The organism is Agromyces sp. NPDC058136 (assembly GCF_042884375.1).
GTDB lineage: Bacteria > Actinomycetota > Actinomycetes > Actinomycetales > Microbacteriaceae > Agromyces.
Genome location: NZ_JBHVUA010000001.1, coordinates 988,518 through 1,012,517, shown reverse-complemented (window position 1 = coordinate 1,012,517; position 24,000 = coordinate 988,518). Strand labels below are relative to the sequence as shown.

The following is a 24,000-nucleotide window of genomic DNA, read 5'->3' as shown; positions in this document are numbered from 1 at the left end:
GCGTCGGAGATCGCCACGGCTTCGGATGCTCCGGGCGGATCCGGTCCGAGGCGGTGGAGATCTCCGAGGTGCTGGCGCACAGGCAGCGCAAGTAGGCTTGACCCGCACGATTCCGCCCGATCGGGCGAGACGAGCATGCACTGAGACTCCGCCCCCGCGGCACCGACGAGAGTGCACGGACATTCTGCCTGCGAGGCACCGACGAGAGAGAACCATGGCTGACGAGACGCCGAACCTGCCCGCCGAACCCACTGCCGAAGAGATCAGTGAGCAGAAGGCCGTGCGGCTCGCGAAGCGCGCCCGGCTCATCGACGAGGCATCCGACCTCGGTCTCGGCGCGTACCCGGTGTCGCTGCCGATCACCGCGACGATCCCCGAGGTGCGCGACCGCTTCGTCGGCCTCGGCGTCGACGAAGCCTCAGGCGAGCAGGTCGGGCTGGCCGGCCGCGTCGTGTTCTCCCGCAACACGGGCAAGCTCTGCTTCGCGACCCTGCAGTCGGGTGACGGCAACCGCATCCAGGCGATGGTCTCCCTCGCCGAGGTCGGCGAGGGGTCGCTCGCCGCATGGAAGGATCTCGTCGACCTCGGCGACCACGTCTTCGTCGCCGGCGAGGTGATCACGAGCCGCCGCGGCGAGCTGTCGATCATGGTGAAGGAGTGGCGCATCGCGTCGAAGGCGATCCTGCCGCTGCCGAACCTGCACAACGAGCTCAGCGAGGAGAACCGGGTGCGTTCGCGCTACCTCGACCTCATCGCCCGCGAGCAGGCGCGCCGCAACGTCATCGACCGTGCGAATGTCAACGCGAGCCTCCGCGCCACCTTCACGGGCCTCGGCTTCATCGAGGTCGAGACCCCGATGCTGCAGGTCATGCACGGCGGCGCCTCGGCGCGTCCGTTCGTCACGCACTCGAACGCGTTCGACACCGAGCTCTACCTGCGCATCGCGCCCGAGCTGTACCTCAAGCGCGCCGTCGTCGGCGGCATCGAGCGGGTGTACGAGATCAACCGCAACTTCCGCAACGAGGGCGCCGACTCGACGCACTCGCCCGAGTTCGCGATGCTCGAGGCCTACGAGGCGTACGGCGACTACAACTCGATCGCCGACCTCACGCAGCGACTGATCCAGGACGCGGCGATGTCGGTCGCCGGTTCGCACGTCGTGACGTGGGCCGACGGCACCGAGTACGACCTCGGCGGCGAGTGGGACCGCATCTCGATGTACGGCTCGCTCTCCGAGGCGGTCGGCGAGGAGATCACGCCCGAGACCCCGATGTCGCGTCTCAAGGAGCTCGCCGACGAGGCGGGCATCGAGATCGACCACCCGATCCCCGGCAAGTTCATCGAGGAGCTGTGGGAGCACCACATCAAGGGCGGCCTCGTGCGCCCGACCTTCGTCATGGACTTCCCCGAGGACACCTCGCCCCTCGTGCGCGGCCACCGCTCGGTCGCGGGCGTCGTCGAGAAGTGGGACCTCTACATCCGCGGCTTCGAGCTCGCGACGGGGTACTCCGAGCTCGTCGACCCGGTGATCCAGCGCGACCGCTTCGTCGAGCAGGCGAAGCTCGCCGCCGGCGGCGACCCCGAGGCGATGCGCCTCGACGAGGAGTTCCTGCGGGCGCTCGAGTTCGGCATGCCGCCGTCGGGCGGCATGGGCATGGGCATCGACCGCCTGCTCATGGCGATCACCGGGCTCGGCATCCGCGAGACCATCCTGTTCCCGCTCGTCAAGTAACGACCAGAGAACGGTGCCCCGGCGATGAACGACTACCTCCCCAAGGACCAGCTCGAGCCCGACCAGGATCCGAAGCGGCCGTCGAACACGCGGCTCGCGATCTGGATCGTGGTCGGCGCGATCGGCCTCTACCTCGTCGGCTCGGGCGTGTGGGGGCTCATCACCGCCGGGTGAGCCGCGTGGAGAGGTGAGCCCGCTGACCGAAGGATGCCTCGTGCGGCGTGCCGCACGAGGCATCCGCCGTTCTCGGCGAACTTCGAGGCCGGGCCGTCTATGCTGAGAGCACTATGGACGACTACTGGGCGAATGCGATCTGGTCGCTCGCGCCGACCGTGCTCATCGGCCTCATCTTCTGGTTCGTGATGCGCGCGATCATCCGCGCCGACCGCACCGAGCGCAAGGCCTACTCGCGCATCGAGGCCGAGGAGCGCGCGAAGCTCGGCCGCGAACGGCCCACGGCCTAGTCCGGTATGGAGGCGGGGGTCTCGCAGGCGACGCTCATCATCGCCGCGATCGTTCTCGTCCTCGACCTCATCGTGCGCGTCACCGCGATCATCGTGGTGCCGCGCAACCGCCGCCCGACGGCGGGCATGGCGTGGCTGCTCGCGATCTTCTTCATCCCGATCCTCGGCGCGCTCATCTTCATCCTCATCGGCAATCCGAAGCTGCCGAAGCACCGGCGCGAGAAGCAGGCCGAGGTCGACCGGTACATCCGCGAGTCGACCCTCGGCGTCGAGCGGGTCAGCGACTCGGAGGACTGGCCGAGCTGGTTCGACGGCATCGTCCGGCTGAATCGCAACCTCGGCTCGATGCCGCTCATCGGCGAGAACAGCGCGAGCCTCATCGGCGAGTACGACGGTTCGCTCGCGGCGATGACCGATGCGATCCGCGACGCGAAGCGCTTCGTGCACGTCGAGTTCTACATCTTCGCCCTCGATCGCACGACCGAGCCGTTCTTCGAGGCGCTCGGAGATGCGGTGGCGCGCGGCGTCGAGGTGAAGGTGCTGCTCGACCACATCGCCTCGCTGCGGGTGAAGGGCTACCGCAAGACCCTCGCCCGGCTCGACGCGATGGGCGTGCGCTGGCAGCTGATGCTCCCCGTGCAGCCGCTCCGGTGGAAGTACCAGCGACCCGACCTGCGCAACCACCGGAAGATCCTCGTCGTCGACGGCGACGTGGGGTTCATGGGTTCGCAGAACATCATCGACCGCAGCTACAACAAGCGGTCGAACCAGCGCCGCGGCCTCAAGTGGAAGGAACTCGTCGCCCGGGTCGAGGGGCCGATCGTCGCGGGTCTCGACGCGATCTTCGCGACCGACTGGTACCTCGAGACGGGCGAGGAGCCGACCCGCGACCTCGCCGAGTCGCTCGAGCAGCCGGGCGAGGCGCAGGATCTCGACTGCCAGGTCGTGCCGAGTGGCCCCGGGTACCGCAGCGAGAACAACCTCAAGCTCTTCCTCGCGCTCATGTACGCGGCGCAGGAGCGGATCATCATCACGAGCCCGTACTTCGTGCCCGACGAGGCGATGCTCTACGCGATCAGCGGGGCGACGCAGCGCGGCATCCATGTCGAGCTCTTCGTCTCGGAGATCGGCGACCAGGCCCTCGTCTACCACGCCCAGCGCTCGTACTACGAGGCGCTGCTGCGCGCGGGGGTGAGGATCTACCTCTTCAAGGCGCCGTACATCCTGCATTCGAAGCACTTCACGATCGACGACGACGTCGCGGTGATCGGGTCGAGCAACATGGACATCCGCTCCTTCGAGCTCAACATGGAGGTGTCGCTCCTCGTGCGGGGGCGCTCCTTCGTACGTGAGATGCGCGCGGTCGAAGACGGCTATCGGCGCGACAGCCGCGAGCTGACGCTCGACGAGTGGATGCGGCAGCCGCTCGGCGCCACGGTGCTCGACAACCTCGCGCGGCTCACCTCCGCGCTGCAGTAGACCGAGCAGGCCGGATGTCTCGCGGCGGACGTCACCCGCGTGGTTTCAGCCGCACGGTCGGGAGGTCGGGGGCCGGCAGCGGGGCGCCGTCGTAGGCGACCTCGCCGAATCGCCCGTCGGGGTTGTCGCGGCCGATCACGTCGGACTGCCACTGCCGGCGGAACTCGACGATCTCGTCGTGGTCACGGCCGATGAAGTTCCACCACATGACGAGTTCTTCGCCGAACGGGACTCCGCCGAGGAGCACCACCCGCACCGGCCCGTCGATCGCGGTGAGGCGCACGCCCTCGTGGCCGGTCGGCAGATAGCCGAGCTCGCTCCACTCGAGCGTCGCCGAGTGGCCCGCGACCGTGAGCCCGTCGGCGGCGGCGGGGGAGTCGTCGACCTCGTCGGCGGTCGCCGCGATGGTGATCCGCACCGGTCCGGCGTCGACGAGCACGCCGTGCTCGAACGCCGGGTCGAGCTCGATCCACGCCTCGCCGCCGGCGGGCAGGTCGATCTGCGCGCCCACGAGCGGGCTGAAGAGCGTCACGGATGCCTCGTCGCCGATGCCGGGCAACGACCCCGCGAAGACGTGCACGACCGCGTCGTCGACGCTCGCCGCGCCCACCTCTGCGTGCTCGAAGAACGGGGCGACGCCGCGCGAGGCGTCGGGCAGCGCGACCCACAGCTGCACCCCGTGCAGTCGTGTGGTGGCCGGCGTCGAGACCTCGGAGTGCGAGATGCCGCGCCCCGCGGTCATGAGGTTCACATGACCGGGCGTGACCAGCTCGCGGCTGCCGGTCGAGTCGCGGTGCTCGATCTCGCCCTCGAACAACCAGCTGACGGTCTGCAGTCCGGTGTGCGGGTGCGGCGGCACGACCATGCCGCCCGTCGCGGTCACGTCGTCGGGGCCGTAGTGGTCGGCGAAGCACCAGGCGCCGATCGTGGTGCGACCCCGCTGCGGCAGCGTGCGGCGCACGCCCATGGCGCGCGGGCCGCCGAGCGGCACGTCGCGCGGGGCGAGCACCTGCACGGCCGGACCCTGCCGCCCTTCGGGCGGGCAGAGCAGTTCGAGCGGATCCTTCTCGAGATTGCTCATGATCGCCAGCCTAATCCCGGCCGCCGACGGCCTGGCCCGAGGCATCCGAACCGATAACATTGCAGCATGGCTACCTCCGTGCGTCTTCGTCGTGCCGGCCTCGCTGCCGCGGCCCTCGCTTCCGTCTTCCTGCTGGCCGCGTGCGCGCCGCCGAAGAGCGCCGCCGAGAACTTCCCCGGCGAGCCGGTCGCCGAGCACGCCGAAGAGGGCAGCCACGACGAGGGCGAGGCGAACGTCGAGGGCGAGCCGCAGGCGGCGTGGGTCGGCCAGGGCGGCCAGCTCGCCGTGACCCTCTGGGGCAGCTCGACCTGCCCGCAGGTCGGCGAGACCATCCGCGTCGTCGAAAAGGCCGGCGAGGGCAACCGCGTTGCGATCGATCTCGTGCAGCGCGACGAGAACGAGGTGTGCACGATGGACTTCGTGCCGCACACCACCGTCTTCTGGACCCCGATGGACGTCACCACGACCGAGGAGCTGACCGTCGAGGTCGCCGACGCCGAGGTCGTCGTTCCGGTCAAGTAAGGCCACGAAGCATCCGCCTCGCCTGCGATCGACTCGCACCGAACCGAGGCTGACGACGGGCCGTCGGGGGAGACCCCGGCGGCCCGTCGTCGTCTTCGCTACGCGCGGCGCAGCACGAGGAGCTCGCCGATCTCGCAGTCGAGGGCTTCGCAGACGGCCTGCAGGGTCGAGAAGCGGATGGCCCGTGCCCGGTCGTTCTTCAAGACGCTGAGGTTCACGACCGAGACGCCCACGATCTCGCTGAGGCGGGTGAGCGTCATGTCGTGGGCCGCGAGCAGCTCGTCGAGGCGGCAGTGCACGTCGCCCGGCCCGTCGGGCTCGGCGGGGGCCATCAGACGAGTCCCTCGGTCTCGCGGCGCAACCGATCGCCGACGGTGAAGACGGTGGCGGCCATCGCCGCGAGGAAGGCGAGGAAGAAGAGGGGCATCACGTCGACCGCCATCACGACGTTGTCGAAGTCGCCGTCGCTGAGACGGACGAATGCGCCGTTGGCGGCCATGTTGCCGAAGAACGGCACCGCGGCGAAGCCGATGGTCCCGGTGATGCCGGCCACCGCCACCAACGCGGTGTTGCGGCGGCTGAAGACCTGGTTGCGCATGACCGACCAGCAGAGGAGCAGGAGGCAGGCGACGACGACGGCGATCGTCGTCGCGGCGATCGCCTGCTGCATGATGAGCGACGCCCACGACGCGCCGGGGAGCGCGGGGAGGGTCACGATCGCCTTGTCGAGCTCGACCGTCACCAGCGCGCCATCCGGTCCGATCGGCGCCTCGGCGGGGGTGCCGGCGAACTCGGCGGCCACGGCGACATCGCGATTCGGCGCGACCTCGAGGATGCGCAGCACGGCAGCGCCGATGCCCCACGCCGCGATGGCCACGCCCGCGACCATGAACAGCAGGAGTCCGACCGTGTCCGAGCGACTGATCGGGGGTGCGGCGGTGGTGCTCATCACATTCCTAACGTTTATCGATACTAACGATAATCGTTAAGGTAGCGCGGCCCATGGAACGGGTCAACCCCGAAGCGTGATGCGCCCACGGCGAACAGCGCCCCACGAGGCATCCGCCTTGTTTACGCTCGTTGTATCGACGTCCCCTGCCCAGTGGGGCCGTGAGGAGTAGAGCATGTTCGAGAGATTCACCGACCGAGCCCGTCGTGTCGTCGTCCTGGCCCAAGAAGAGGCCAAGATGCTCAATCACAACTACATCGGCACCGAGCACATCCTGCTCGGCCTCATCCACGAGGGTGAGGGCGTCGCCGCCAAGGCGCTCGAGTCGCTCGGAATCTCGCTCGACGCCGTGCGCGAGCAGGTCCAGGACATCATCGGGCAGGGCCAGCAGCAGCCGACCGGGCACATCCCCTTCACGCCGCGCGCGAAGAAGGTGCTCGAGCTCTCGCTCCGCGAGGCACTGCAGCTGGGCCACAACTACATCGGCACCGAGCACATCCTCCTCGGTCTCATCCGCGAGGGCGAGGGCGTCGCCGCCCAGGTGCTCGTGAAGCTCGGCGCCGACCTCAACCGCGTGCGCCAGCAGGTCATCCAGCTGCTCTCGGGGTACCAGGGCAAGGAGCAGGTGCAGGTCGGCGCGAACGAGCAGCAGGCCCCGCAGGGCGGCTCGCAGATCCTCGACCAGTTCGGCCGCAACCTCACGCAGGCCGCGCGCGAGTCGAAGCTCGACCCCGTGATCGGCCGTGAGAAGGAGATCGAGCGGGTCATGCAGATCCTCTCGCGCCGCTCGAAGAACAACCCCGTGCTCATCGGCGAGCCCGGCGTCGGCAAGACCGCCGTCGTCGAGGGCCTCGCGCAGGCGATCGTCAAGGGCGAGGTGCCCGAGACCCTGAAGGACAAGCAGCTCTACTCGCTCGACCTCGGCTCGCTCATCGCCGGTTCCCGCTACCGCGGCGACTTCGAAGAGCGCCTGAAGAAGGTCACCAAAGAGATCCGCACGCGCGGCGACATCATCGTCTTCATCGACGAGATCCACACCCTCGTGGGCGCGGGTGCCGCCGAGGGCGCGATCGACGCCGCCTCGATCCTGAAGCCGCTGCTCGCCCGCGGCGAGCTGCAGACCATCGGCGCCACGACGCTCGACGAGTACCGCAAGCACTTCGAGAAGGACGCCGCGCTCGAGCGCCGCTTCCAGCCGATCCAGGTCGCCGAGCCCTCGCTGCCCCACGCGATCAACATCCTCAAGGGCCTCCGCGACCGCTACGAGGCGCACCACAAGGTGTCGATCACCGACGGCGCGATCGTCGCCGCGGCGAACCTCGCCGACCGGTACATCTCCGACCGCTTCCTGCCCGACAAGGCGATCGACCTGATCGACGAGGCCGGCGCACGCCTGCGCCTCTCGATCCTCTCGTCGCCGCCCGAGCTGCGCGAGTTCGACGAGAAGATCGCCGTGGTCCGCGCCGCGAAGGAGACCGCGATCGAGGAGCAGGACTTCGAGAAGGCCGCGTCGCTGCGCGACGAGGAGAAGAACCTCCTCGGCGAGCGTCTGCGCCTCGAGAAGCAGTGGAAGTCGGGCGACGTCAAGACCACCGCGGTCGTCGACGAGGGCCTGATCGCCGAGGTGCTCGCACAGGCCACCGGCATCCCCGTCTTCAAGCTCACCGAAGAGGAGTCGTCGCGACTCGTCTTCATGGAGAAGGCGCTGCACGAGCGCGTCATCGGCCAGGAGGAGGCGATCTCCGCCCTGTCGAAGACGATCCGCCGCACCCGCGCCGGCCTCAAGGACCCGAAGCGCCCCTCGGGCTCGTTCATCTTCGCCGGGCCCACGGGCGTCGGCAAGACCGAGCTCGCCAAGGCGCTCGCCGAGTTCCTCTTCGACGACGAGGCCGCGATGATCTCGCTCGACATGTCCGAGTACGGCGAGAAGCACACCGTCTCCCGCCTGTTCGGCGCCCCTCCCGGGTTCGTCGGCTTCGAAGAGGGCGGCCAGCTCACCGAGAAGGTGCGTCGCAAGCCGTTCAGCGTCGTGCTGTTCGACGAGATCGAGAAGGCGCACCCCGACATCTTCAACTCGCTCCTGCAGATCCTCGAAGAGGGTCGTCTGACCGACGGTCAGGGGCGCGTCGTCGACTTCAAGAACACCGTCATCATCATGACGACGAACCTCGGCACGAAGGACATCTCGAGCGGCCCCGTCGGCTTCGCACTCGAGGGCGACACCCGCACCGGGTACGACCTCATGCGCGGCAAGGTCAACGAAGAGCTCAAGAAGCACTTCAAGCCCGAGTTCCTCAACCGCGTCGACGAGATCATCGTGTTCCCGCAGCTCTCGAAGCCCGAGCTGCTGCAGATCGTCGACCTGTTCCTCAAGCGACTCAGCGAGCGTCTGCTCGACCGCGACATGACGGTCGAACTCACCGTGCCCGCGAAGGAGCGCCTCATCGAGGTCGGCTTCGACCCGGCGCTCGGCGCCCGCCCGCTGCGCCGTGCGGTGCAGCACGAGATCGAGGACCGCCTCTCCGAGAAGATCCTGCACGGCGAGCTCAACGCGGGCGACCACGTGCACGTGGACTTCAAGGACGGCGAGTTCGTCTTCACCACCACGCAGCGCGCGCTGCCGGTGAGTGTCGGAGTGAACACGAACGCCGCGATCGGCACGGGGCCGGCCACGCCCGACCTCGCCGCCGCTGCGGGCGAGTAACACCGGCGACACGATAGGGGCGGATGCTTCCCCACGCCACTCCGCACATCGCTTCGCGATGCGCTGAGCCTCCGGCGTGTGGGCCCAGGCATCCGCCCCTTTCGCGTACCCGGCCGACTTGACCCTGCACCATGGTGCAGGGCCGACGCTTGCCGAATGACCACTTCGACCGCCGCCACCGGCGCCACCGAACTGCCCGCACTCCACTCCGACCGCGCAGCGCGTCAGCCCCGCTGGGGCCGCGCCGGAGCGATCTACGACCTCGTGGTGACCGTCGGCTTCGCGACGCCGTTCACCGCCGCCGCGATCTTCGACCTCACCCGGTGGGCCCACGACGCGCTCGCGCTGCCCGGCGCACGGCTGCCAATCTTCGGCCCGGCGGAGATGATGTTCATCGCGATGTTCGGCACGGTCGTGACGATGTGGGCGATCGCCCGCATCCTGCGACCCGAGGCGCGCTTCATCGCGATCGACACCGTCGGCCGGGCACTGTTCTCGCTCTGGATGACCTGGGCGCTGTTGAATGGGCAGAGCGCGACGGTCGTCGTGTTCCTGATCGGGGAGGTCGTGTGGTTCAGTCTGCAACTCAGCGGTCTGCTGCGTCTGCGGCGGCGTTGACGATCGGCGAGCTCGCGGGCGCCTCGGGCGTCGCGATCAGCACCGTCCGCTTCTACGAGCGGCAGGGGCTCGTCGACCCCGACCGTCGTACGCCGGCGGGCTACCGCCTCTACGACGACGAGACCGTCCGTCGCGTCCGGTTCATCCGCCGCGCGCAGGAGCTCGGGTTCACCCTCCGCGAGGTGCGAGACGTGCTGCGGCTGTCGGAGCAGCCCGAGCTCATCGCCTTCGACGACGTCGCAGGGCAGGTCGCGGCGAAGCTCGATGAGCTCGAGCGGCGCATCGCCGAGCTCGGGCGGGTGCGCGACGCGCTCGCACTCCTCGTCGAGACCGGCCCGACCCACCCGAGGTGCCCCGTGGTCGAGGCGCTCGCCTGAGCGGCGCGTCGCCCGGTGCATCCCGATGCAGCTCATGACGACCCGTGCAGCAGCGCACCGCACGCGGGAATACGATGAACGGATGACGAGCGAGTTCCACGTGCGCCGGGCGCGCACGAACGATGTGCCGAAGATCATCGAGGTCGTGGAGCCCCTCGTCGCCCGACGAATCCTGCTCGGCAAGGAGCGGGTCGACCTGTACGGGGCGATCCAGGAGTTCCGGATCGCCGAAGACGCCGACGGGCGCGTGATCGGCGCGGGCGCCCTGCACGTCATGTGGGAGGACCTCGGCGAGGTGCGCACCCTCGCCGTCGACGACGCATGGCTCGGCAAGGGGGTCGGGCATGCCCTGCTCGACGCGCTCGAGGACGACGCCCGCGCGCTCGGCCTCAGCCGTCTGTTCTGCCTCACCTTCGAGACCGCGTTCTTCGGCCGGCACGGCTTCGAGGACATGGGCTCGGAGACCGTCGACCCCGAGGTGTACGGCGAGCTCGTGCGCTCGCACGACGAGGGCGTCGCCGAGTTCCTCGACCTCGCGCGGGTCAAGCAGAACACGCTCGGCAACACGCGCATGCTGAAGCTGCTCTGAGCCCGAACGCGTCGCGCGCCGGGTTTCGCGGGCCGCACCGCGGGCGGCCTCGCGGGCGGCCCGGCGGGCGCTCGCGCAGCTCGGCGCGCCGCGGGGATGCCTCGGGGCCGGCGCCTGCGGCCGTACCCTGTGAACATGTCGACGAACTCCGCACCGTCCGGGCGCCAGACGCCGCAGGTGTACCGTCGTCGCCGGTTCCTGGTGCTGCTCGGCCTGATCGCCGTCATCGTCGCGATCGTGCTCATCATCGTGCGACCCGGCGCGAGCTCCGGCGGCGAAGTGTCGCCGACCACGGCGCCCGTCGAGACGACCGGCCCCGAGACCGCGATCCCGACCGAGCCGACCGCCGTCGACGGCGACCCGTGCGCGCCCGAGCAGGTGACCGTCGAGGCGATCACCGACAAGAGCTCCTACGGGGCGGGCGAACAGCCGCAGCTGTCGGTCACGATCACCAACACCGGCAAGAACGTCTGCGTGCTGAACGCCGGCACGAAGGCGCAGGTCTTCACGGTGACGAGCGGCGACGAGGTCTACTGGACCTCGACCGACTGCCAGACCGACGCGATCGACGCCGAAGTCTCGCTGACGCCCGGCACGCCGGTCAGCTCGAGCGCGCCGCTCGTCTGGGATCGCACCCGCTCGACCCCCGAGACCTGCGAGGGCCCGCGCGAGGCGGTGCCCGCCGGCGGCGCCTCGTACCACCTCGCGGTGACGGTCGACGGCTTCGAGTCGGCGGCGCAGAAGCAGTTCCTGCTGTACTGAGCGCTCAGCACCGAGCGCTGAGCGCGCCGCGCTGCCACTGCAGGAGAATTGCGCTGAGTCCTGCTGTCGGGCAGGGATAGCGCCCATTCTCCTGCACGAGCAGCCGCGGGCGGATGCCACGGCTCAGCGCTCGGCGAACGGCGACCGGGCACGGGGCGAACGCTCGATAGCCTTGAGGCATGGCAGGCAAGGCACGCAAGAAGCCCGCGGGCGAACCGATCGAGTTCCGTTCGCAGGCGCTCGCCGAGGCGCTCGAGCGCCAGGACATGGCGGCGGTGGCCCTCGCGCTCCGCAACGGCAACACGGTGGTGCCGCTCATCAAGCCGGGCCCCCGGGACAAGCCGCTCGACGGCGGCGAGGTGTGGACGTTCCGCGACCCGAAGACCGGCGAGGTCGCGCTGCTGCTCTTCAGCGACGCCGCGAACAAGCCCGCGAACCTGCCGCCCGCGGTGGGCCTGCAGAGCCCCGCGTGGCTGCGCACCTTCCTGAAGCGCTACGAGTCGACGATCACGACCGTCTTCCTCGACATCGCGGGCCCGCACCCGATGCAGGCACCGCCCGGCGAGCTGCTGCGGGCGCTCGAAGCGTAGGGCGCAGGCCAGCCACAGGGCACAGGGCACAGGCACAGGGCCCTGCGGACGCCCGGCCGGGGGCGCCGCGCTCAGAACGCCGCGTCGAGCTCGCGTTCGCGGGCGGGGGCTGCGGCGAGCATCGCCTGTGTGACGGCGGCGCGCACACTGCCCGCCTCGACGTCGAGGATGGTCGTGTACCCGAGCCGGCGCGCTTCGGAGGCGCGCTGCTTCGCGGCGGTGACGGGTCGTACCTCGCCGGCGAGGCTGATCTCGCCGAAGGCGGCCAGCTCGTGCGGAACGGCCTGGTCGCGCACGGCAGAGGCGATCGCGACGGCGATGGCGAGGTCGGCGCCGGGCTCGGTGAGCTTCACCCCGCCGACGGTCGAGATGTACACGTCGTGCTCGCCGAGCGCCCTGAGGCCGGCTCGGCGTTCGAGCACGGCGATGATCATGGCGACGCGAGCGGGGTCGACCCCGTTGACGACGCGTCGGGGCTGCGGCGCCTTCGTCGAGACGACGAGGGCCTGCACCTCGACGGGCAGCGCCCGGCGGCCCTCGAGGGCGACGGTGACGCAGGTGCCGCTCACGAGGCTGCGCCCGCTCGAGAGGAACAGCCCCGACGGGTCGGGCACCTCGGCGATGCCGTCGCCCGTCATCTCGAAGCAGCCGACCTCGTCGGTGGGGCCGAAGCGGTTCTTGAGGGCGCGCACGAAGCGCAGCGCCGTCTGCCGGTCGCCCTCGAACTGGCACACCACGTCGACGAGGTGCTCGAGCAGGCGTGGGCCGGCGATCGAGCCGTCTTTCGTGACGTGGCCGACGAGCAGCACCGGCAGCTGTCGTTCTTTCGCGACGCGGATGAGGGTGGAGGCGACCTCGCGCACCTGGCTCGGCTGCCCGGGCAGCCCGTCGGAGAGCGACGACGACACGGTCTGCACGGAGTCGACGATGAGGAGCTCGGGGCGGGTCGCGTCGACCTGCGCGAGGATCGTGGCGAGGTCGGTCTCGGCGGCGAGGTAGAGCTCGTCGTGCAGGGCGCCGGTGCGGCCGGCCCGCAGCCGGACCTGGGCGACCGACTCTTCGGCCGTGACGTAGAGCACCCGGCGGCCGGTCGCGGCGACGCGCGCGGCGACCTCGAGCAGCAGGGTCGACTTGCCGACGCCGGGCTCGCCCGAGAGCAGGATGGCGGCACCCGCCACGATGCCGCCGCCGAGTACGCGGTCGAACTCGCCGATGCCGCTCGGGCGGTGGGCTGCGTCGCTCGTCTCGACCTCGACGATGGGCCGGGCCGCGCGCGAGGGATCGAGCTGCACCGCCTGCACCGCGCGCACGATGCCGGTCTTCTCGGCGGCCTCGACGACGGTGCCCCATTGCTGGCATTCGACGCAGCGGCCGACCCATTTGACGGTCGACCAACCGCACTCGGTGCAACGGAACGCGGAGGTGGGTCGGGCCATGCCCCCGAGACTAGCCGCGGCCCCCGACATCGAGCGCGCCCGCTGCTTCGAGCGCGCCCACCGCTTCGAGCGCGCCTCCCGACGAGAGCACCCCGAGCCGCTCGGCCACGAACGGCCGGAACGCCTCCGCCCAGACCGCGTACCCGCGGTCGTTCGGGTGGAACATGTCGCGCGCGAACTGCGTCAGGATGCCCGGGAGCCCCTGCCGGCGGGTCGCCGAGTGGAGGGGCGCCACGGCGAGGCCGCGCGAGCGCGCGGCGGCACGGAGCATCCGGTTCGCCTCGGCGACCTTTCGCTCGTTCTGCGGGAAGTGGAAGCACGGCAGTTCGCCGACGATCGCGTGCTCGGGCAGCTCGTCGAGGATCGCCCGCAGGTTGCGGTCGAAGGCCGTCGCATCCCACTCAGCGATGTCGTTCGCGCCGATCGCGACGGTGACGACGTCGGGGGAGAGGGTGCGCAGTCGCGGCAGCTGGTCGCGCACCGCGAGCCCGGTGGTCGCGCCCGAGACGCTGAGGTTCACGGTGCGGATGCTCCGCGCCGACGCCGACCGCATCCCCTCGGCGAGCACGCCCACGTAGCTGCGATCGGGCCGCGACGCCCCGATGCCCTGCGCGGCCGAGTCGCCGAGCGCGACGTACAGGAGCTCGCCGTCGCCCGAGCCGTGCTCGCGCCACCACTTCGAGTGCACCGGCAGGGTGTCGTTGAGGGTGGAGCGGCGCAGTTCCATGCGTTCGCGGAACGGCCGCACACCCGCGGTGCCGAGCACGGTCGACATCGCGAGCGAGGTGCCCGCCGCGAGCGCGCGCGGCGAGGTGCGCGGCCGGGTCGGCGCGAAGGCGGAGTCGAGCAGTGCGGTGGTCATGCGGCGACGGTATCGACGCGCGCTTCAAGGGGTCTGGGCGCCGGCTGAACGCACGCTGGGCTTTCGATGACGAAATGATCACGGTGCGGATGCCACCCGCGCGGGCGTCGTTCGAAACTCGTCGAACCCGGCGCTGATCAGGGAAGACGTGCGCGATTCGCGACGATTCGAGGGCAGCGCGCGGCCCGTGGCATCCGCTCGTTTTGGCAGTCTTGCTCTCGCCCCCTATTATTGATCCCGGTACCGTGTCCGAGCGGCCGAAGGTGCAACTCTCGAAAAGTTGTGTGCGTGAAAGCGCACCGTGGGTTCAAATCCCACCGGTACCGCCACAGATGAAGCCCCCGTCTCCCCAGTGGATAGCTGGAGAGACGGGGGCATTCTCATGTTTGGGGTTTGGGGTTTGGGGTTTGGGGCTTGCTAGGACCCGAATCCATTGCGGCTCTACGCACCCCTTAACCAAAACGGTGCATCGAGGGCTTCGCCCGCAAGCTGCGACCTCGAGCTAAGCCGCTCCGTCAGCAGCGACGGCGTGCGTGATCTGAAATCGAGGCCGACGACGTCTTCGAATGGATCGGCATGGGTGCGCCGGAGGAGGGTGCGCACTTGATGGCTCCGGGGTGAAGTACCTGTGCCATACTTCGTGGCATGGCAGTTCAGACTTCTGGTCAAGGTCAAGTGCAGGCCCAGTGGGTAATCGACCCCATGGTTGTCCCTGCCCCTGCGAACCAGTTCCTGGTTCAAGCCAGCGGTGATGAGACGGGTGCGTCCGCCGAGGTTGTCCTGAATTTTGGCTACTTTAGCCCGCCGCTGGTCAACCTTCCTGGGGCCAGCCAAGCGGAAATCGAGCAGGCGATGGCGTCGTCGATTTTCCCGGTGCCGGCCGTTGCTCGCGTGACGATGTCGCGCGGCCGGTTGATCGAGCTCCATACCAAAATCAGCGAGATCCTCGCCGCCACGGACGGGGATCAGGGGCAGTAGTGGTCAGCGCGATGCTGAAACTCGGCGGTGTCGTTGTTGCAACATCAAGTGTCATGCTGCCGACGATGCCGATGATCCGGTACACAGAGCCAATCGCGGTTCATGGTGCTGTCCATCCCGGCGCTATTGACGCATCCCTTGTGCTGCGGAAGACTGTCCAGTCCCAGTGGTCCACGAAGCCTGTGAATTCTGTTTCGGCGACTTGGGTGCGGCCGGCGGTCCGTAGCGGCGCGGGTGTGGGGGAGGTGAGTTTGTTGACCAAAGTCGCGACTCTTCATGGCCTTTCGGACGGGTACCTCGGTCCCGGAAGTTTGGCGCCAACCACGGTCGCCCTACAGAATCTCGCACTATTGGGGAGCCTCGAGCCTGGCGTCAACGTCGCGCCGACGGCAGCCGGTGGAGTGGCACTTGAATGGCGTGACAAGGACGTTGAGTACACAGCCGAGATCGAGGCGGACGGATCACTTTTTATGTGCATCGACGACCCGGACGAGGATGTGGTTGAGAGCGAAGTAGCCTACGCGGTCGAAACGCTTCGCGAGTTCATCCGCCTGGGGAGTCTGCCTGCGAATGTGTGAGTATCACGATCTCGATGGCAACAAGCTGCTCGAGGACTCAGCGGAAGTATTGCTTCGACAGGTTCACCCCACGCAAGTACAGGACGATGGAACTCCTACAAAGCAAGCGTTCCTTCCCTCTGACAGCCATGGCCGTTTGCTTTCCACGAAGCGTGAATGCGTGACACCCGAGGGGGCGCACGCTGATTGGGTCGAGCGCGGAATGGATTCCGCTGGGACCTGGGGAGTCAGCGTAGGCGAGATTGATGTTGCTGAACTTCACGCAGTTGATGATGCGGTCGCGAGCGGAGAACCATTCCACGCGTCGGTCAACTTTCGGGAACTCCCCAGCCGTGGTGAACTTGCAAGGCGGGCAAGAATCCTTCGGGATCGAGCTGTAGAGCGTGGCTGCTTGTTCGTGCCTGCCGCTTGAGCCCGGCATCGTCGGACATTGATGCCCATGAATCGGCCCGCGAAAGCTGCTGGTTCTGGCCGTCCTTCACGCGCCGCGTAGATGCGCGGGTGCGACACCGCTTGCACATGCCTCACCGAATTCACGGGAGCAAGGCGCAGAGAGGGTGATCCAAGCCTTCATATCCCACCGGTACCGCCACAGAACCCCGCGATCGTATGATCGCGGGGTTCGTTGTTTCTCGGGAGGTGTCATGCTCGACGCGGTGGAACTCGTCGACGGGGTCGTCATGCGGCTGCTCGACCCGGGCGACGGGCCCGCGCTCGCCGAGGCGTACGCGCGCAACCGCGAGCACCTCGCCCCGTGGGAGCCGCTGCGCACGCCCGAGTTCTTCACCGCGGCGTGGCACCACCGCGATGTCGCCGGGGCCCTCGCGCGGCTGCAGGCGGGCACCTCGCTGCCGTTCGTGCTCGTCGAGGGTGAACGGGTGGTCGGGCGGCTGAACCTCTCCGACGTCGTGCGCGGCGTGTTCCAGAACGCGAACCTCGGGTACTGGGTCGACGGGGAGGCGACCGGGCGCGGGCTCGCGACGATGGCCGTCGGCGTCGCCCTGCACCACGCCCGTGCAGCGGGCCTGCACCGGGTGCAGGCCGGCACCCTCGTGCACAACACCGGCTCGCAGCGGGTGCTCGAGCGCAACGGCTTCGCGCGCTTCGGTCTCGCCCGCCGCTACCTCCGCATCGCGGGGGAGTGGCAGGACCACGCCATGTTCGAACGGCTCCTCGACGAGTGAGGCGGGTCCACGGCGACGGGTGGTAGCGTGACCACGTCGGAAGGAGGCGCGGTGATCGAGTTCTTCGTCGTGCTCCTCCGCTCGCTCCAGGCGGCGCTCGAGCTCTCGCTCGCGTCGAACGGCCCGCTCGCGGTGCTCCTCCTCGGGGTCGTCGGCGTCGCGGCCGTCGCGGTCGTCGTCGTCGCGTGCCGGGTGCTGCCCGCGCTCGTCGCCGCCGACTCCAGTCGTGCCGCGCGGCGACTGCGCCAGACGGCCGACCCCGGGCTCCTGCTGTCGCAGAGCGACCCCGACGCGCCCGGGCGTGCTCGGCCCAGGGCGCCGGGTCGCGGTCTCGTGGCCGCGTAGCGCCCGAACCCCGCCACCTCCCGGCAGCACCTGCGACCCCTCGTCGCGAACGGTGCGCCCCGGAACCTCGGCGATGATCGGCGACCCTGCGCGGCCGGACGGAACCCTCGTCTCGCCGACCGCAAAGGACTCGCACCACCATGGATCTCTACGCCTTCCCGCCCATCGCCGCCCTCCTCGACGGCGCCCACGCCCTGCTCATGGGGCTCGCCGACCTCCTCGAGCCGTTCGCGGGGGCATCGTGCGCCGCCGCCGCGATCGTGCTCGTCACGCTCCTCGTGCGGACCGTGCTCATCCCCGTCGGCATCTCGCAGGCGAAGGCCGAGCAGGGGCGCGCCCGGCTCGCGCCGAAGCTCGCCGAACTGCAGCGCAAGCACGCCAAGAACCCCGAACGACTGCAGCGCGAGATGATGGCGCTCTACCGCGACGAGGGCACGAGCCCGTTCGCTGGCTGCCTGCCGATGCTCGCGCAGGCGCCCGTCGTCGGCATCATCTACGCCCTCTTCATCCTGCCGACGATCGCGGGGCACGAGAACGCCCTGCTGCAGGAGACCCTCCTCGGGGTGCCGCTCGGGTCGAGCCTCGCCGGATCGATCGTCGACGGCACGCTGACGCCGGCAGGATTCGCCGTGTTCGCCACGATCATCCTCGCGATCGCGCTGATCGGCGAGGTGACCCGACGCGTGTTCCGGGTGCCGATGCCGACGGCGGCCGCGCCGGTCGCGAACCGCGCCGGCACGGCGGCCGGCTCCCGCCCCGCGGCATCCGCCTCGCCCCTCGCGACGGCCGGGGCGCAGCGCATGCTGGGCCTCCTGCAGTTCGTCACCGCGGTCATCGCGGTGTTCGTGCCGCTCGCGGCCGGCCTCTACCTGCTCGTCACCGTCGCCTGGACGCTCGCGCAGCGCGTGCTGCTGCGCCGGGTGTACCCGCTTCCGCTGCCGAACCCCGCCTGATCCGCGTCTCTCCGGGGTGCCGACACGCGCGGCAAGGGCTTGCCGTGGGGTTCCGACGGTGCCAACGTTGAGGGAACGAACGAAGGAGCAACCATGAGTTTCCTCGCGTTTCTGATCCTCGGTCTGATCGCCGGGGCCATCGCCAAGCTGATCCTGCCCGGCAAGCAGGCCGGCGGCTGGTTCATCACCCTGCTGCTCGGCGTCGTCGGGGCCCTCCTCGGCGGCTGGCTCGGCAGCCTCATCCTCAATCGCCCCTTGACGGAGTTCTGGGACCTCGGGACCTGGCTCCTCGCGATCGGCGGCTCGATCATCGTGCTGCTCATCTGGGGGCTCGTCACGCGCGGAAGCCGGAACACCGCGGCCTGATCGCCGTCGGCGAAGCGGGTGGCCCACCGGTCATCCGCTTCGCTTCGGCGTGCCGCTCAGCGCCAGACGGTGTCGGCGAGTTCGACGAAACGGGCGAGCAGCCGCTGCGGCTCGGTGACGCTCGCCGAGTCGAGGCGCGCGCTCACCTCGCGCAGCTCGCTCGCCGGGAAGTAGCCGTGGTGGCGGTACACCTGCGCGCGGGCGATGAAGTCGGCCGTCGTCACCTCGGGATGGAACTGGGTCGCGTACAGGCGTTCGCCGACGCGATAGATCTGCACGGGGCAGCCCTTCGATCCGGCGAGCAGCACCGCGCCGTCGGGCAACCGCTCAGTCGACTCCTTGTGGCCGACGAGCGCGTCGAACCGGCGGGGGAGCGCACCCACGAGCGGGTCGGCGGCGCCCTCCTCGGTGAGCGTGATCTCGACCGCGGCCGCATCCTCGCCGTGCAGCGTGCCCACGCCGCCGCCGAGCTCGCGGGTGAGCACGCCGATGCCGTAGCAGGTGAAGAGCAGCGGGAACCCGGCGTCGAGGGCGCGGACGGCGAGCGAGGCGAGCTCGGCCTCGACCCGGCGCTGCACCGCGTGCTTGTTCGCCTCGGGCGTGGTCACGTTGTACGGGCTGCCGCCGACGATGATGCCCGCATACGCGTCGAGCGGGACTTCGCCGAGCGCCTCGACGTCGAGCCGGTGGTGCTCGAGGCGGCCCGCATCGAGCCCCGTCGCACGGCGCACCGACTCGTACTCGGGGCCGACGGCCTCGACCTCGGGGCGCGCCGAGATGAACAGGAACGGCTTGGCGTCGCTCATCGGCCCTTCTTCCGCCCTCGCTGAGATGCAGAAGATCGGCCGGATGCTCCGCGGCCGGCGCCCTTCGCGCCGCCCGTGCCCTTCTTGGCCGCTCCCTTGTTCGCGGTCTTCTTGCCGCCCTTGGCCGCCTCGGCGGCGCGGCGCTCGGCCGCCGCCTTCTTGGCGAGCTTGGCGGGCGAGAGCTCGGGCACCTCGTCGGCGCGCGAGCTGCGGGCGGTGCGCCCGCGGACGATGCCGACGAACTCCTGGATGTCGTCGTCGTCGCGTTCGACGCGCCAGACGAGCGCGATACGGGTCGGCGGGGCGTCGGCGAGCGGGACGGCGACGACGTCGCGCCGCTGGTGGAGGCGGGCGATCGAGTGCGGCACGATCGCGTAGCCGGTGCCCGCCGCGACGAGTTCGAGCGTCATCGCCGGGTCGTCCTGCACGGGGGCGAGCGGTTCGCCCGCGAGGTCGGCGAGGGCGAGTTCGGTCTCGTCGGCGAAGGGATGCTCCTTCGGCAGCGCGGCGACGGCCAGTTCCTCCCACAGGGGGATGAGGTGGAGCCCGTCGGCGTCGACCGGGAGCCGCACGAAGGCGAGGTCGACGTCGCCCGCGCGAAGGCCCTCGAGCTGCACCGGCTCGTCGACCCGCACGGCCTCGAGCGGCAGGTCGGTGCGGCGCTCGTTCCATGCGCGCAGCCACTTCGCCGGAGAGACGCCCGCGACGTACTCGAGCCGCAATGCCATTCGGCGCCCCCTGTTCACAGCGTACGGATGCCTCTCAGGCTACCGTCGGCTACGGTTGCAGGGTGAGCGAGAAGCAGCCGAAGGCCATGAAACCGCAGTCCATGAAGGCAGAGACCGCGGCGAAGAAGCTCGGCATCCTGCTCGACGCCGCACCCGAGGAGTTCAAGAACTCGACGATCACGCGCGACGAGCTCGCCGCCCTGCAGGCCGACGCGCCCGAGTGGCTCGACACCCTGCGCCGCGAGGGCCCGCACCCGCGCCCCGTCGTGGCCGCGAAGCTCGGCATCTCGAACTCGGGTCTCGCCCGCGGCGGCGTCACCGAGCCGCTCACGACCGCAGAGATCAAGGCGCTGCTCGAAGCGCCGCCCGCCTGGCTCGTGCAGGAGCGCGCCACGCAGGCCGCAGTGCGAGCCGAGAAGATCCGCGTCGCCGAGCGCGACAAGGAGCGCGCCGAGCGTCGTGCCGCCGGTGGCGGTGGCGGTTCGGGCGTCTGAGCAGTCCGGTGGTCGAGGTCTCGAGACGCGTGCTCCTTCGTCGCGCGCTCCTCGACCAGCGGGACGATCCGGTGGTTGAGGAGCGCCGGCGCGCAGCGCCGACGCGTCTCGAAACCTGCTGAGTCGGTCTCGAGACCCTCGGTCCTCGACCGGCGGGGTCAGGCGGCGTAGCGCTCGCGGAGGAACGCCGCGACATCGGCGAGCTCGGCCTCGGAGACCGAGTGGCCGAGCCCCTCGTAGATGCGCGCGTCGAGCGTCGCATGCTCGGGCAGCCACGCGAGCGTGCGAGCGACGGATGCCTCGGGGATGACCTCGTCGGCAGTGCCCCGACCCCAGAACACGGGCAGGGCGAGCTGTGACATCCGCCCGTCGCCCTCGCGATCGCCCGGCAGGGCGAACCCGGCGAGACTGACCGCGAACGCGAAGCGCTCGGGAGCGCGCCGCAGCAGTTCGAGCGCCATCGCGCCGCCCTGCGAGAACCCGAGGAGCCCGACCCGACCCGCATCGGGCGCGGCCCGGTCGAGCCAGGCGATGAGCGCGTCGACCGCGGCATCCGCCCCCTCGACCGAGAGCTCGGCGCCCTGTGCGAGCAACGGGAACCACGCGTAGCCGTAGCCCGCGAAGATCGGGGCGCGGAGCGACGCGACCGCCGGATCGAGCGGCAGGTACGGAGTGAGGCCGAACAGGTCGCCCTCGTTCGAGTTGTAGCCGTGCAGGAGCACGAGCAGCGGACGCCCCTCGCGGTCGGCCGGGGAGGCCGACCAGAGCACGGCCTCGTCGTCGATCTGCACACTCGTCATGCGACAACGGTATCGGGGTGGGGCAGAATCGAGGGCATGAGCGTACGCACCCCAGATCCCGACTGGAATCCCGGCGACGAACCCGTCGTGCGTCCACCGGCGAATCCGGGGTGGCTGAGCGACCTCGAACTCGCCGAGGTGCGCGGGCGACTGCCCCTGCTGTACGTCGAGGCGGTGCCGGTGCGCGTCGACGGGCTCGGGCAGGTCACCGAGGTGGGCGTGCTGCTGCGCGCCAACGCCGTCGGCGAGATGACCCGCACGCTCGTCTCGGGGCGCGTGATGTACGGGGAGACGATCCGCGACGCGCTGTTCCGGCACCTCGAGAAGGACCTCGGGCCGATGGCGTTCCCGCTGCTGCCCGCGAGCCCCGTGCCGTTCACCGTCGCCGAGTACTTCCCGCTGCCGGGCATCACGCCGTACACCGACGAACGCCAGCACGCCGTGTCGCTCGCGTTCGTGGTGCCCGTGACCGGCACCTGCGAGCCGCGTCAGGACGCGCTCGAGGTGACGTGGATGACGCCCGCCGAAGCGGTGGGCGACTCCGTCACGAGCGAGATGGAGGGCGGGCGGGGGCTCCTCGTCAAGCAGGGACTCGCCTCGGTGGGCGCGCTGCGCTGACGCGCGGGGTCTCGAGACGCGTGCTCCTTCGTCGCTCGCTCCTCGACCGGCGGGGACCGATCGGTGGTCGAGGAGCGCTGACGCGCGGGGTCTCGAGACGCGTGCTCATTCGTCGCTCGCTCCTCGACCAGCGGGGACCGATCGGTGGTTGAGGAGCGCCGGCGCGCAGCGACGACGCGTCTCGAAACCGGGGCTGGGGCGTCGTTCCTCGACCGGCGGGGCCGCTCAGCGGACCAGGCGCACCTCGTGGATCTCCTCGCCGAGGAACGGGACGTGCTGGTCGGCGCCGTCGGCGGTGAAGCCGTTGCGCGTGTAGAAGCGGTGGGCGCGCGGGTTGTCGGAGGCGACCCAGAGGTACACGGGGTCGGCGCCGACGGCCGCGTCGAACAGCTTCTGGCCGATGCCGGTGCCGTGGTACGCGTCGAGGAGGTAGATGAAGTACAGCTCGCGCTCGCGCGGGGCGTTCTCGTCGCGGGCGGGGCCCGACCCGACGAAGCCGACGATCTCACCGTCGACGAGGGCTGCGAACTGGGCGTACTCCTCGCCCCGCTCGGCGTAGTGGTTCCAGAGCTCGGCCATGCGCCGCGGCGACAGCTTCTCGAACGCGGCGGAGCTGATCAGGTGGTCGTACGTCTCGTGCCAGCAGGTCGCGTGGACCCGGCCCAGCGCCTCGACGTCGGAATCGCGGATGGGACGGACGACGACTTCGGCAACGACTTCGGTGCTCATGCCCCCGAGACTAAGCCAGTCGGGCGTCGGCGCGAAATCGAGTGCCGCGACCGAACGGGAACCAACACGAGGCATCCGGACATATCACTGCATGGGGGAACGCAGGAATCCGCGAACGTCGGGTCGCGCGGTTAGGCTTGCCCGGTCATGGGCGAAGACCGGCGGACCGACGCGGCGCTCTGGCTCGAGGCGACGTCGGGCACAGAGGCCTCGTTCGGCGTGGTCTTCGACCGCTACCGCGCCCGCGTCTTCCGCAGGGCGTACGCGCAGGTGCGCGACATCGCCGACGCTGAGGACATCGTCGCCGTGGTCTTCCTCGAGGCGTGGCGCCGCCGCAAGGACGTGCGGTTCGTCGACGGCTCCCTCCTGCCCTGGCTGCTCGTCGTGACCACCAACGTGACCCTCAACACGCAGCGCGCGGCACGGCGGCACCGCCGGCTGCTCGCCGCGGTCCCGGTCGCCGAGCACGCGCCCGACCCCGGCTACGAGGTCGAGGAGCGCCTCGACGGGTATCTGCTGAACGACCGGCTCCGGGCGGCGCTCGGCCGGCTCAACGCCGCAGAGCGGCGGGTCGTCGAGCTCTGCCTCATCGAGGAGCTCCCGCTCGCCGATGCGGCCGCCGCACTCGACGTGCCGCTCGGCTCGGTGAAGTCGCGGCTGTCGCGCGCCCGGCGCAAACTGCAGGCCGAGCTCAGCCCGACGACGCGCGCGCCGCAGCTCGCCGACGACGTGGAGGTGACCGGATGACCGGCCCCGAGATGCGGCCTGAGCGGGCCGACGCCATCCGTGCGATGCTCCTCGAGCACGTGCGCACCGAGCCGGCCGTGCGCGCCCGCGCACGGCGCAACCGGATCATCGGCTGGGGTGGCCTCGGCGTGCTCGCCGTGGGCGCCGTCGCCACCGCGGGCAGCATGCTGCTCGCTCCGCAACCCGTCACCGAGACGCGGATGGTGCACTGCCTGAGCGCCGCCGAACGCAACCCCGACGGCAGCTACCCCAGTTCCGGTGCCGCCATGGCGGAAGGCGACGGCATCACGGACGACCCGATCGAACTGTGCACCATGATGTGGGAGCAGGGGCTCTTCGAACCCGACTACGACCCGGCTGCGGTGAGCAATCCGCCCGGCCACGTGCCCGAGGAGCTGCAGCTCTGCGTGATGGACGACGGCGCTGCCGCCGTCGTCCCGTCCTCGAACGAGTCGATCTGCGCCGCACTCGGCATGGCACGACCGACCGACTGAGCTCGGCGAACGCCT

30 protein-coding genes and 1 tRNA gene are annotated in these 24,000 nt (G+C 70.1%); 22 read left to right on the top strand and 9 right to left on the bottom strand.

Going from position 1 to position 24,000, the window contains the following annotated elements:
* Positions 1–214 precede the first annotated feature (214 nt).
* The 4 genes from lysS (at position 215) to cls (ending at position 3,675) form a co-directional block, all read left to right on the top strand.
* Positions 215–1,732, top strand: a complete 1,518-nt coding sequence (lysS, locus tag ACFVTX_RS04820; RefSeq protein ID WP_386898418.1) for a lysine--tRNA ligase — start codon at positions 215–217, stop codon at positions 1,730–1,732.
* A gap of 24 nt (positions 1,733–1,756) precedes the next feature.
* Positions 1,757–1,906, top strand: a complete 150-nt coding sequence (locus ACFVTX_RS04815; protein WP_386898417.1) for a hypothetical protein — start codon at positions 1,757–1,759, stop codon at positions 1,904–1,906.
* Positions 1,907–2,019: 113 nt separating this feature from the next.
* The gene (locus ACFVTX_RS04810) at positions 2,020–2,196 is read left to right on the top strand and encodes a hypothetical protein (protein ID WP_386898416.1); all 177 of its coding nucleotides are present in this window, start codon (positions 2,020–2,022) and stop codon (positions 2,194–2,196) included.
* 6 nt (positions 2,197–2,202) lie between these two features.
* Positions 2,203–3,675, top strand: a complete 1,473-nt coding sequence (gene cls / locus ACFVTX_RS04805; RefSeq protein WP_386898415.1) for a cardiolipin synthase — start codon at positions 2,203–2,205, stop codon at positions 3,673–3,675.
* Between the two features lie 31 nt (positions 3,676–3,706).
* Here cls and ACFVTX_RS04800 read toward each other — a convergent pair whose 3' ends face one another.
* Entirely contained in the window at positions 3,707–4,756 is a 1,050-nt protein-coding gene (locus ACFVTX_RS04800) for a pirin family protein (protein ID WP_386898414.1), read from the bottom strand.
* Positions 4,757–4,822: 66 nt separating this feature from the next.
* Here ACFVTX_RS04800 and ACFVTX_RS04795 point away from each other — a divergent pair, with 66 nt between their 5' ends.
* Positions 4,823–5,278: a hypothetical protein gene (locus ACFVTX_RS04795; RefSeq protein ID WP_386898413.1), complete on the top strand. Its 456-nt coding sequence runs from the start codon at positions 4,823–4,825 to the stop codon at positions 5,276–5,278.
* A 98-nt stretch (positions 5,279–5,376) separates the two neighbouring features.
* Here the strand turns inward: ACFVTX_RS04795 and ACFVTX_RS04790 are convergent, their stop codons facing one another.
* Positions 5,377–5,610 (bottom strand): helix-turn-helix domain-containing protein, encoded by a 234-nt coding sequence (locus ACFVTX_RS04790; RefSeq protein ID WP_386898412.1) that lies wholly within the window; start codon positions 5,608–5,610, stop codon positions 5,377–5,379.
* Positions 5,610–6,227: a hypothetical protein gene (locus tag ACFVTX_RS04785; RefSeq protein WP_386898411.1), complete on the bottom strand. Its 618-nt coding sequence runs from the start codon at positions 6,225–6,227 to the stop codon at positions 5,610–5,612. The genes ACFVTX_RS04790 and ACFVTX_RS04785 overlap by 1 nt, the downstream gene beginning before the upstream one ends.
* 175 nt (positions 6,228–6,402) lie before the next feature.
* On the opposite strand from ACFVTX_RS04785, the gene ACFVTX_RS04780 reads away from it, so the two are divergent.
* From ACFVTX_RS04780 to ACFVTX_RS04755, 6 genes are all read left to right on the top strand, one after another.
* Positions 6,403–8,931: an ATP-dependent Clp protease ATP-binding subunit gene (locus ACFVTX_RS04780; protein ID WP_386898410.1), complete on the top strand. Its 2,529-nt coding sequence runs from the start codon at positions 6,403–6,405 to the stop codon at positions 8,929–8,931.
* A gap of 156 nt (positions 8,932–9,087) precedes the next feature.
* Entirely contained in the window at positions 9,088–9,549 is a 462-nt protein-coding gene (locus ACFVTX_RS04775; RefSeq protein WP_386898409.1) for a hypothetical protein, read from the top strand.
* Positions 9,546–9,926 (top strand): heavy metal-responsive transcriptional regulator, encoded by a 381-nt coding sequence (locus ACFVTX_RS04770; RefSeq protein ID WP_386898408.1) that lies wholly within the window; start codon positions 9,546–9,548, stop codon positions 9,924–9,926. The genes ACFVTX_RS04775 and ACFVTX_RS04770 overlap by 4 nt, the downstream gene beginning before the upstream one ends.
* Positions 9,927–10,008: 82 nt before the next feature.
* Complete coding sequence (locus ACFVTX_RS04765; protein WP_386898407.1) at positions 10,009–10,515, top strand: amino-acid N-acetyltransferase; 507 nt, start codon at positions 10,009–10,011, stop codon at positions 10,513–10,515.
* 135 nt (positions 10,516–10,650) lie between these two features.
* Positions 10,651–11,277 carry a hypothetical protein gene (locus ACFVTX_RS04760; RefSeq protein ID WP_386898406.1) on the top strand — a complete coding sequence of 209 codons (627 nt, stop codon included), beginning with the start codon at positions 10,651–10,653 and terminating at the stop codon, positions 11,275–11,277.
* Between the two features lie 179 nt (positions 11,278–11,456).
* Positions 11,457–11,867 (top strand): dehydrogenase, encoded by a 411-nt coding sequence (locus tag ACFVTX_RS04755; protein ID WP_386898405.1) that lies wholly within the window; start codon positions 11,457–11,459, stop codon positions 11,865–11,867.
* A gap of 71 nt (positions 11,868–11,938) precedes the next feature.
* Here ACFVTX_RS04755 and radA read toward each other — a convergent pair whose 3' ends face one another.
* Entirely contained in the window at positions 11,939–13,303 is a 1,365-nt protein-coding gene (gene radA, locus ACFVTX_RS04750; protein ID WP_386898404.1) for a DNA repair protein RadA, read from the bottom strand.
* Between the two features lie 10 nt (positions 13,304–13,313).
* Positions 13,314–14,165: an SGNH/GDSL hydrolase family protein gene (locus tag ACFVTX_RS04745; protein WP_386898403.1), complete on the bottom strand. Its 852-nt coding sequence runs from the start codon at positions 14,163–14,165 to the stop codon at positions 13,314–13,316.
* Between the two features lie 239 nt (positions 14,166–14,404).
* Here ACFVTX_RS04745 and ACFVTX_RS04740 point away from each other — a divergent pair.
* From ACFVTX_RS04740 to ACFVTX_RS04710, 7 genes are all read left to right on the top strand, one after another.
* Positions 14,405–14,494: transfer RNA gene (locus tag ACFVTX_RS04740), tRNA-Ser, on the top strand.
* A 316-nt stretch (positions 14,495–14,810) separates the two neighbouring features.
* Positions 14,811–15,143, top strand: a complete 333-nt coding sequence (locus tag ACFVTX_RS04735; protein ID WP_386898402.1) for a hypothetical protein — start codon at positions 14,811–14,813, stop codon at positions 15,141–15,143.
* Positions 15,144–15,154: 11 nt separating this feature from the next.
* The gene (locus ACFVTX_RS04730) at positions 15,155–15,721 is read left to right on the top strand and encodes a hypothetical protein (RefSeq protein WP_386898401.1); all 567 of its coding nucleotides are present in this window, start codon (positions 15,155–15,157) and stop codon (positions 15,719–15,721) included.
* A 644-nt stretch (positions 15,722–16,365) separates the two neighbouring features.
* A complete protein-coding gene (locus tag ACFVTX_RS04725) occupies positions 16,366–16,905 on the top strand; it encodes a GNAT family N-acetyltransferase (RefSeq protein ID WP_386898400.1) in 540 nt (179 codons plus the stop codon).
* A 27-nt stretch (positions 16,906–16,932) separates the two neighbouring features.
* Positions 16,933–17,250: a DUF6412 domain-containing protein gene (locus ACFVTX_RS04720; protein WP_386898399.1), complete on the top strand. Its 318-nt coding sequence runs from the start codon at positions 16,933–16,935 to the stop codon at positions 17,248–17,250.
* A 140-nt stretch (positions 17,251–17,390) separates the two neighbouring features.
* Positions 17,391–18,203: a YidC/Oxa1 family membrane protein insertase gene (locus ACFVTX_RS04715; protein ID WP_386898398.1), complete on the top strand. Its 813-nt coding sequence runs from the start codon at positions 17,391–17,393 to the stop codon at positions 18,201–18,203.
* A 93-nt stretch (positions 18,204–18,296) separates the two neighbouring features.
* On the top strand, positions 18,297–18,569 hold the full coding sequence (locus ACFVTX_RS04710; RefSeq protein WP_386898397.1) for a GlsB/YeaQ/YmgE family stress response membrane protein: 273 nt from the start codon (positions 18,297–18,299) through the stop codon (positions 18,567–18,569).
* Between the two features lie 56 nt (positions 18,570–18,625).
* Here ACFVTX_RS04710 and ACFVTX_RS04705 read toward each other — a convergent pair whose 3' ends face one another.
* Positions 18,626–19,375, bottom strand: a complete 750-nt coding sequence (locus ACFVTX_RS04705) for a glutamine amidotransferase (RefSeq protein ID WP_386898396.1) — start codon at positions 19,373–19,375, stop codon at positions 18,626–18,628.
* The gene (locus ACFVTX_RS04700; RefSeq protein ID WP_386898395.1) at positions 19,372–20,103 is read right to left on the bottom strand and encodes a LysR family substrate-binding domain-containing protein; all 732 of its coding nucleotides are present in this window, start codon (positions 20,101–20,103) and stop codon (positions 19,372–19,374) included. The genes ACFVTX_RS04705 and ACFVTX_RS04700 overlap by 4 nt, the downstream gene beginning before the upstream one ends.
* Positions 20,104–20,189: 86 nt before the next feature.
* On the opposite strand from ACFVTX_RS04700, the gene ACFVTX_RS04695 reads away from it, so the two are divergent.
* The gene (locus ACFVTX_RS04695; protein ID WP_386898736.1) at positions 20,190–20,597 is read left to right on the top strand and encodes a DUF5997 family protein; all 408 of its coding nucleotides are present in this window, start codon (positions 20,190–20,192) and stop codon (positions 20,595–20,597) included.
* A 158-nt stretch (positions 20,598–20,755) separates the two neighbouring features.
* Here the strand turns inward: ACFVTX_RS04695 and ACFVTX_RS04690 are convergent, their stop codons facing one another.
* On the bottom strand, positions 20,756–21,397 hold the full coding sequence (locus tag ACFVTX_RS04690) for an alpha/beta hydrolase (protein ID WP_386898394.1): 642 nt from the start codon (positions 21,395–21,397) through the stop codon (positions 20,756–20,758).
* 36 nt (positions 21,398–21,433) lie between these two features.
* Between ACFVTX_RS04690 and ACFVTX_RS04685 the strand changes: the two genes are divergently transcribed.
* Positions 21,434–22,015, top strand: a complete 582-nt coding sequence (locus ACFVTX_RS04685; RefSeq protein WP_386898393.1) for an NUDIX hydrolase family protein — start codon at positions 21,434–21,436, stop codon at positions 22,013–22,015.
* Positions 22,016–22,240: 225 nt separating this feature from the next.
* Here ACFVTX_RS04685 and ACFVTX_RS04680 read toward each other — a convergent pair whose 3' ends face one another.
* A complete protein-coding gene (locus ACFVTX_RS04680) occupies positions 22,241–22,744 on the bottom strand; it encodes a GNAT family N-acetyltransferase (RefSeq protein ID WP_386898392.1) in 504 nt (167 codons plus the stop codon).
* A 147-nt stretch (positions 22,745–22,891) separates the two neighbouring features.
* Between ACFVTX_RS04680 and ACFVTX_RS04675 the strand changes: the two genes are divergently transcribed.
* Both ACFVTX_RS04675 and ACFVTX_RS04670 read left to right on the top strand, forming a co-directional pair.
* Entirely contained in the window at positions 22,892–23,491 is a 600-nt protein-coding gene (locus tag ACFVTX_RS04675; protein WP_386898391.1) for an RNA polymerase sigma factor, read from the top strand.
* Positions 23,488–23,985, top strand: coding sequence for a hypothetical protein (locus tag ACFVTX_RS04670; RefSeq protein ID WP_386898390.1), 498 nt, complete (start codon positions 23,488–23,490; stop codon positions 23,983–23,985). Before ACFVTX_RS04675 ends, ACFVTX_RS04670 begins: the two co-directional genes overlap by 4 nt.
* The last annotated feature ends 15 nt before the right edge of the window (positions 23,986–24,000 follow it).

Excerpts from the sequence above, each read along its gene's own strand:
- lysS (WP_386898418.1), top strand. The coding sequence starts at position 215 with ATGGCTGACGAGACGCCGAACCTGCCCGCCGAACCCACTGCCGAAGAG.
- ACFVTX_RS04815 (WP_386898417.1), top strand. The coding sequence starts at position 1,757 with ATGAACGACTACCTCCCCAAGGACCAGCTCGAGCCCGACCAGGATCCG.
- ACFVTX_RS04810 (WP_386898416.1), top strand. The coding sequence starts at position 2,020 with ATGGACGACTACTGGGCGAATGCGATCTGGTCGCTCGCGCCGACCGTG.
- cls (WP_386898415.1), top strand. The coding sequence starts at position 2,203 with ATGGAGGCGGGGGTCTCGCAGGCGACGCTCATCATCGCCGCGATCGTT.
- ACFVTX_RS04800 (WP_386898414.1), bottom strand. The coding sequence starts at position 4,756 with ATGAGCAATCTCGAGAAGGATCCGCTCGAACTGCTCTGCCCGCCCGAA.
- ACFVTX_RS04795 (WP_386898413.1), top strand. The coding sequence starts at position 4,823 with ATGGCTACCTCCGTGCGTCTTCGTCGTGCCGGCCTCGCTGCCGCGGCC.
- ACFVTX_RS04790 (WP_386898412.1), bottom strand. The coding sequence starts at position 5,610 with ATGGCCCCCGCCGAGCCCGACGGGCCGGGCGACGTGCACTGCCGCCTC.
- ACFVTX_RS04785 (WP_386898411.1), bottom strand. The coding sequence starts at position 6,227 with ATGAGCACCACCGCCGCACCCCCGATCAGTCGCTCGGACACGGTCGGA.
- ACFVTX_RS04780 (WP_386898410.1), top strand. The coding sequence starts at position 6,403 with ATGTTCGAGAGATTCACCGACCGAGCCCGTCGTGTCGTCGTCCTGGCC.
- ACFVTX_RS04775 (WP_386898409.1), top strand. The coding sequence starts at position 9,088 with ATGACCACTTCGACCGCCGCCACCGGCGCCACCGAACTGCCCGCACTC.
- ACFVTX_RS04765 (WP_386898407.1), top strand. The coding sequence starts at position 10,009 with ATGACGAGCGAGTTCCACGTGCGCCGGGCGCGCACGAACGATGTGCCG.
- ACFVTX_RS04760 (WP_386898406.1), top strand. The coding sequence starts at position 10,651 with ATGTCGACGAACTCCGCACCGTCCGGGCGCCAGACGCCGCAGGTGTAC.
- ACFVTX_RS04755 (WP_386898405.1), top strand. The coding sequence starts at position 11,457 with ATGGCAGGCAAGGCACGCAAGAAGCCCGCGGGCGAACCGATCGAGTTC.
- radA (WP_386898404.1), bottom strand. The coding sequence starts at position 13,303 with ATGGCCCGACCCACCTCCGCGTTCCGTTGCACCGAGTGCGGTTGGTCG.
- ACFVTX_RS04745 (WP_386898403.1), bottom strand. The coding sequence starts at position 14,165 with ATGACCACCGCACTGCTCGACTCCGCCTTCGCGCCGACCCGGCCGCGC.
- ACFVTX_RS04735 (WP_386898402.1), top strand. The coding sequence starts at position 14,811 with ATGGCAGTTCAGACTTCTGGTCAAGGTCAAGTGCAGGCCCAGTGGGTA.
- ACFVTX_RS04730 (WP_386898401.1), top strand. The coding sequence starts at position 15,155 with ATGCTGAAACTCGGCGGTGTCGTTGTTGCAACATCAAGTGTCATGCTG.
- ACFVTX_RS04725 (WP_386898400.1), top strand. The coding sequence starts at position 16,366 with ATGCTCGACGCGGTGGAACTCGTCGACGGGGTCGTCATGCGGCTGCTC.
- ACFVTX_RS04715 (WP_386898398.1), top strand. The coding sequence starts at position 17,391 with ATGGATCTCTACGCCTTCCCGCCCATCGCCGCCCTCCTCGACGGCGCC.
- ACFVTX_RS04710 (WP_386898397.1), top strand. The coding sequence starts at position 18,297 with ATGAGTTTCCTCGCGTTTCTGATCCTCGGTCTGATCGCCGGGGCCATC.
- ACFVTX_RS04705 (WP_386898396.1), bottom strand. The coding sequence starts at position 19,375 with ATGAGCGACGCCAAGCCGTTCCTGTTCATCTCGGCGCGCCCCGAGGTC.
- ACFVTX_RS04700 (WP_386898395.1), bottom strand. The coding sequence starts at position 20,103 with ATGGCATTGCGGCTCGAGTACGTCGCGGGCGTCTCTCCGGCGAAGTGG.
- ACFVTX_RS04695 (WP_386898736.1), top strand. The coding sequence starts at position 20,190 with ATGAAACCGCAGTCCATGAAGGCAGAGACCGCGGCGAAGAAGCTCGGC.
- ACFVTX_RS04690 (WP_386898394.1), bottom strand. The coding sequence starts at position 21,397 with ATGACGAGTGTGCAGATCGACGACGAGGCCGTGCTCTGGTCGGCCTCC.
- ACFVTX_RS04685 (WP_386898393.1), top strand. The coding sequence starts at position 21,434 with ATGAGCGTACGCACCCCAGATCCCGACTGGAATCCCGGCGACGAACCC.
- ACFVTX_RS04680 (WP_386898392.1), bottom strand. The coding sequence starts at position 22,744 with ATGAGCACCGAAGTCGTTGCCGAAGTCGTCGTCCGTCCCATCCGCGAT.
- ACFVTX_RS04675 (WP_386898391.1), top strand. The coding sequence starts at position 22,892 with ATGGGCGAAGACCGGCGGACCGACGCGGCGCTCTGGCTCGAGGCGACG.
- ACFVTX_RS04670 (WP_386898390.1), top strand. The coding sequence starts at position 23,488 with ATGACCGGCCCCGAGATGCGGCCTGAGCGGGCCGACGCCATCCGTGCG.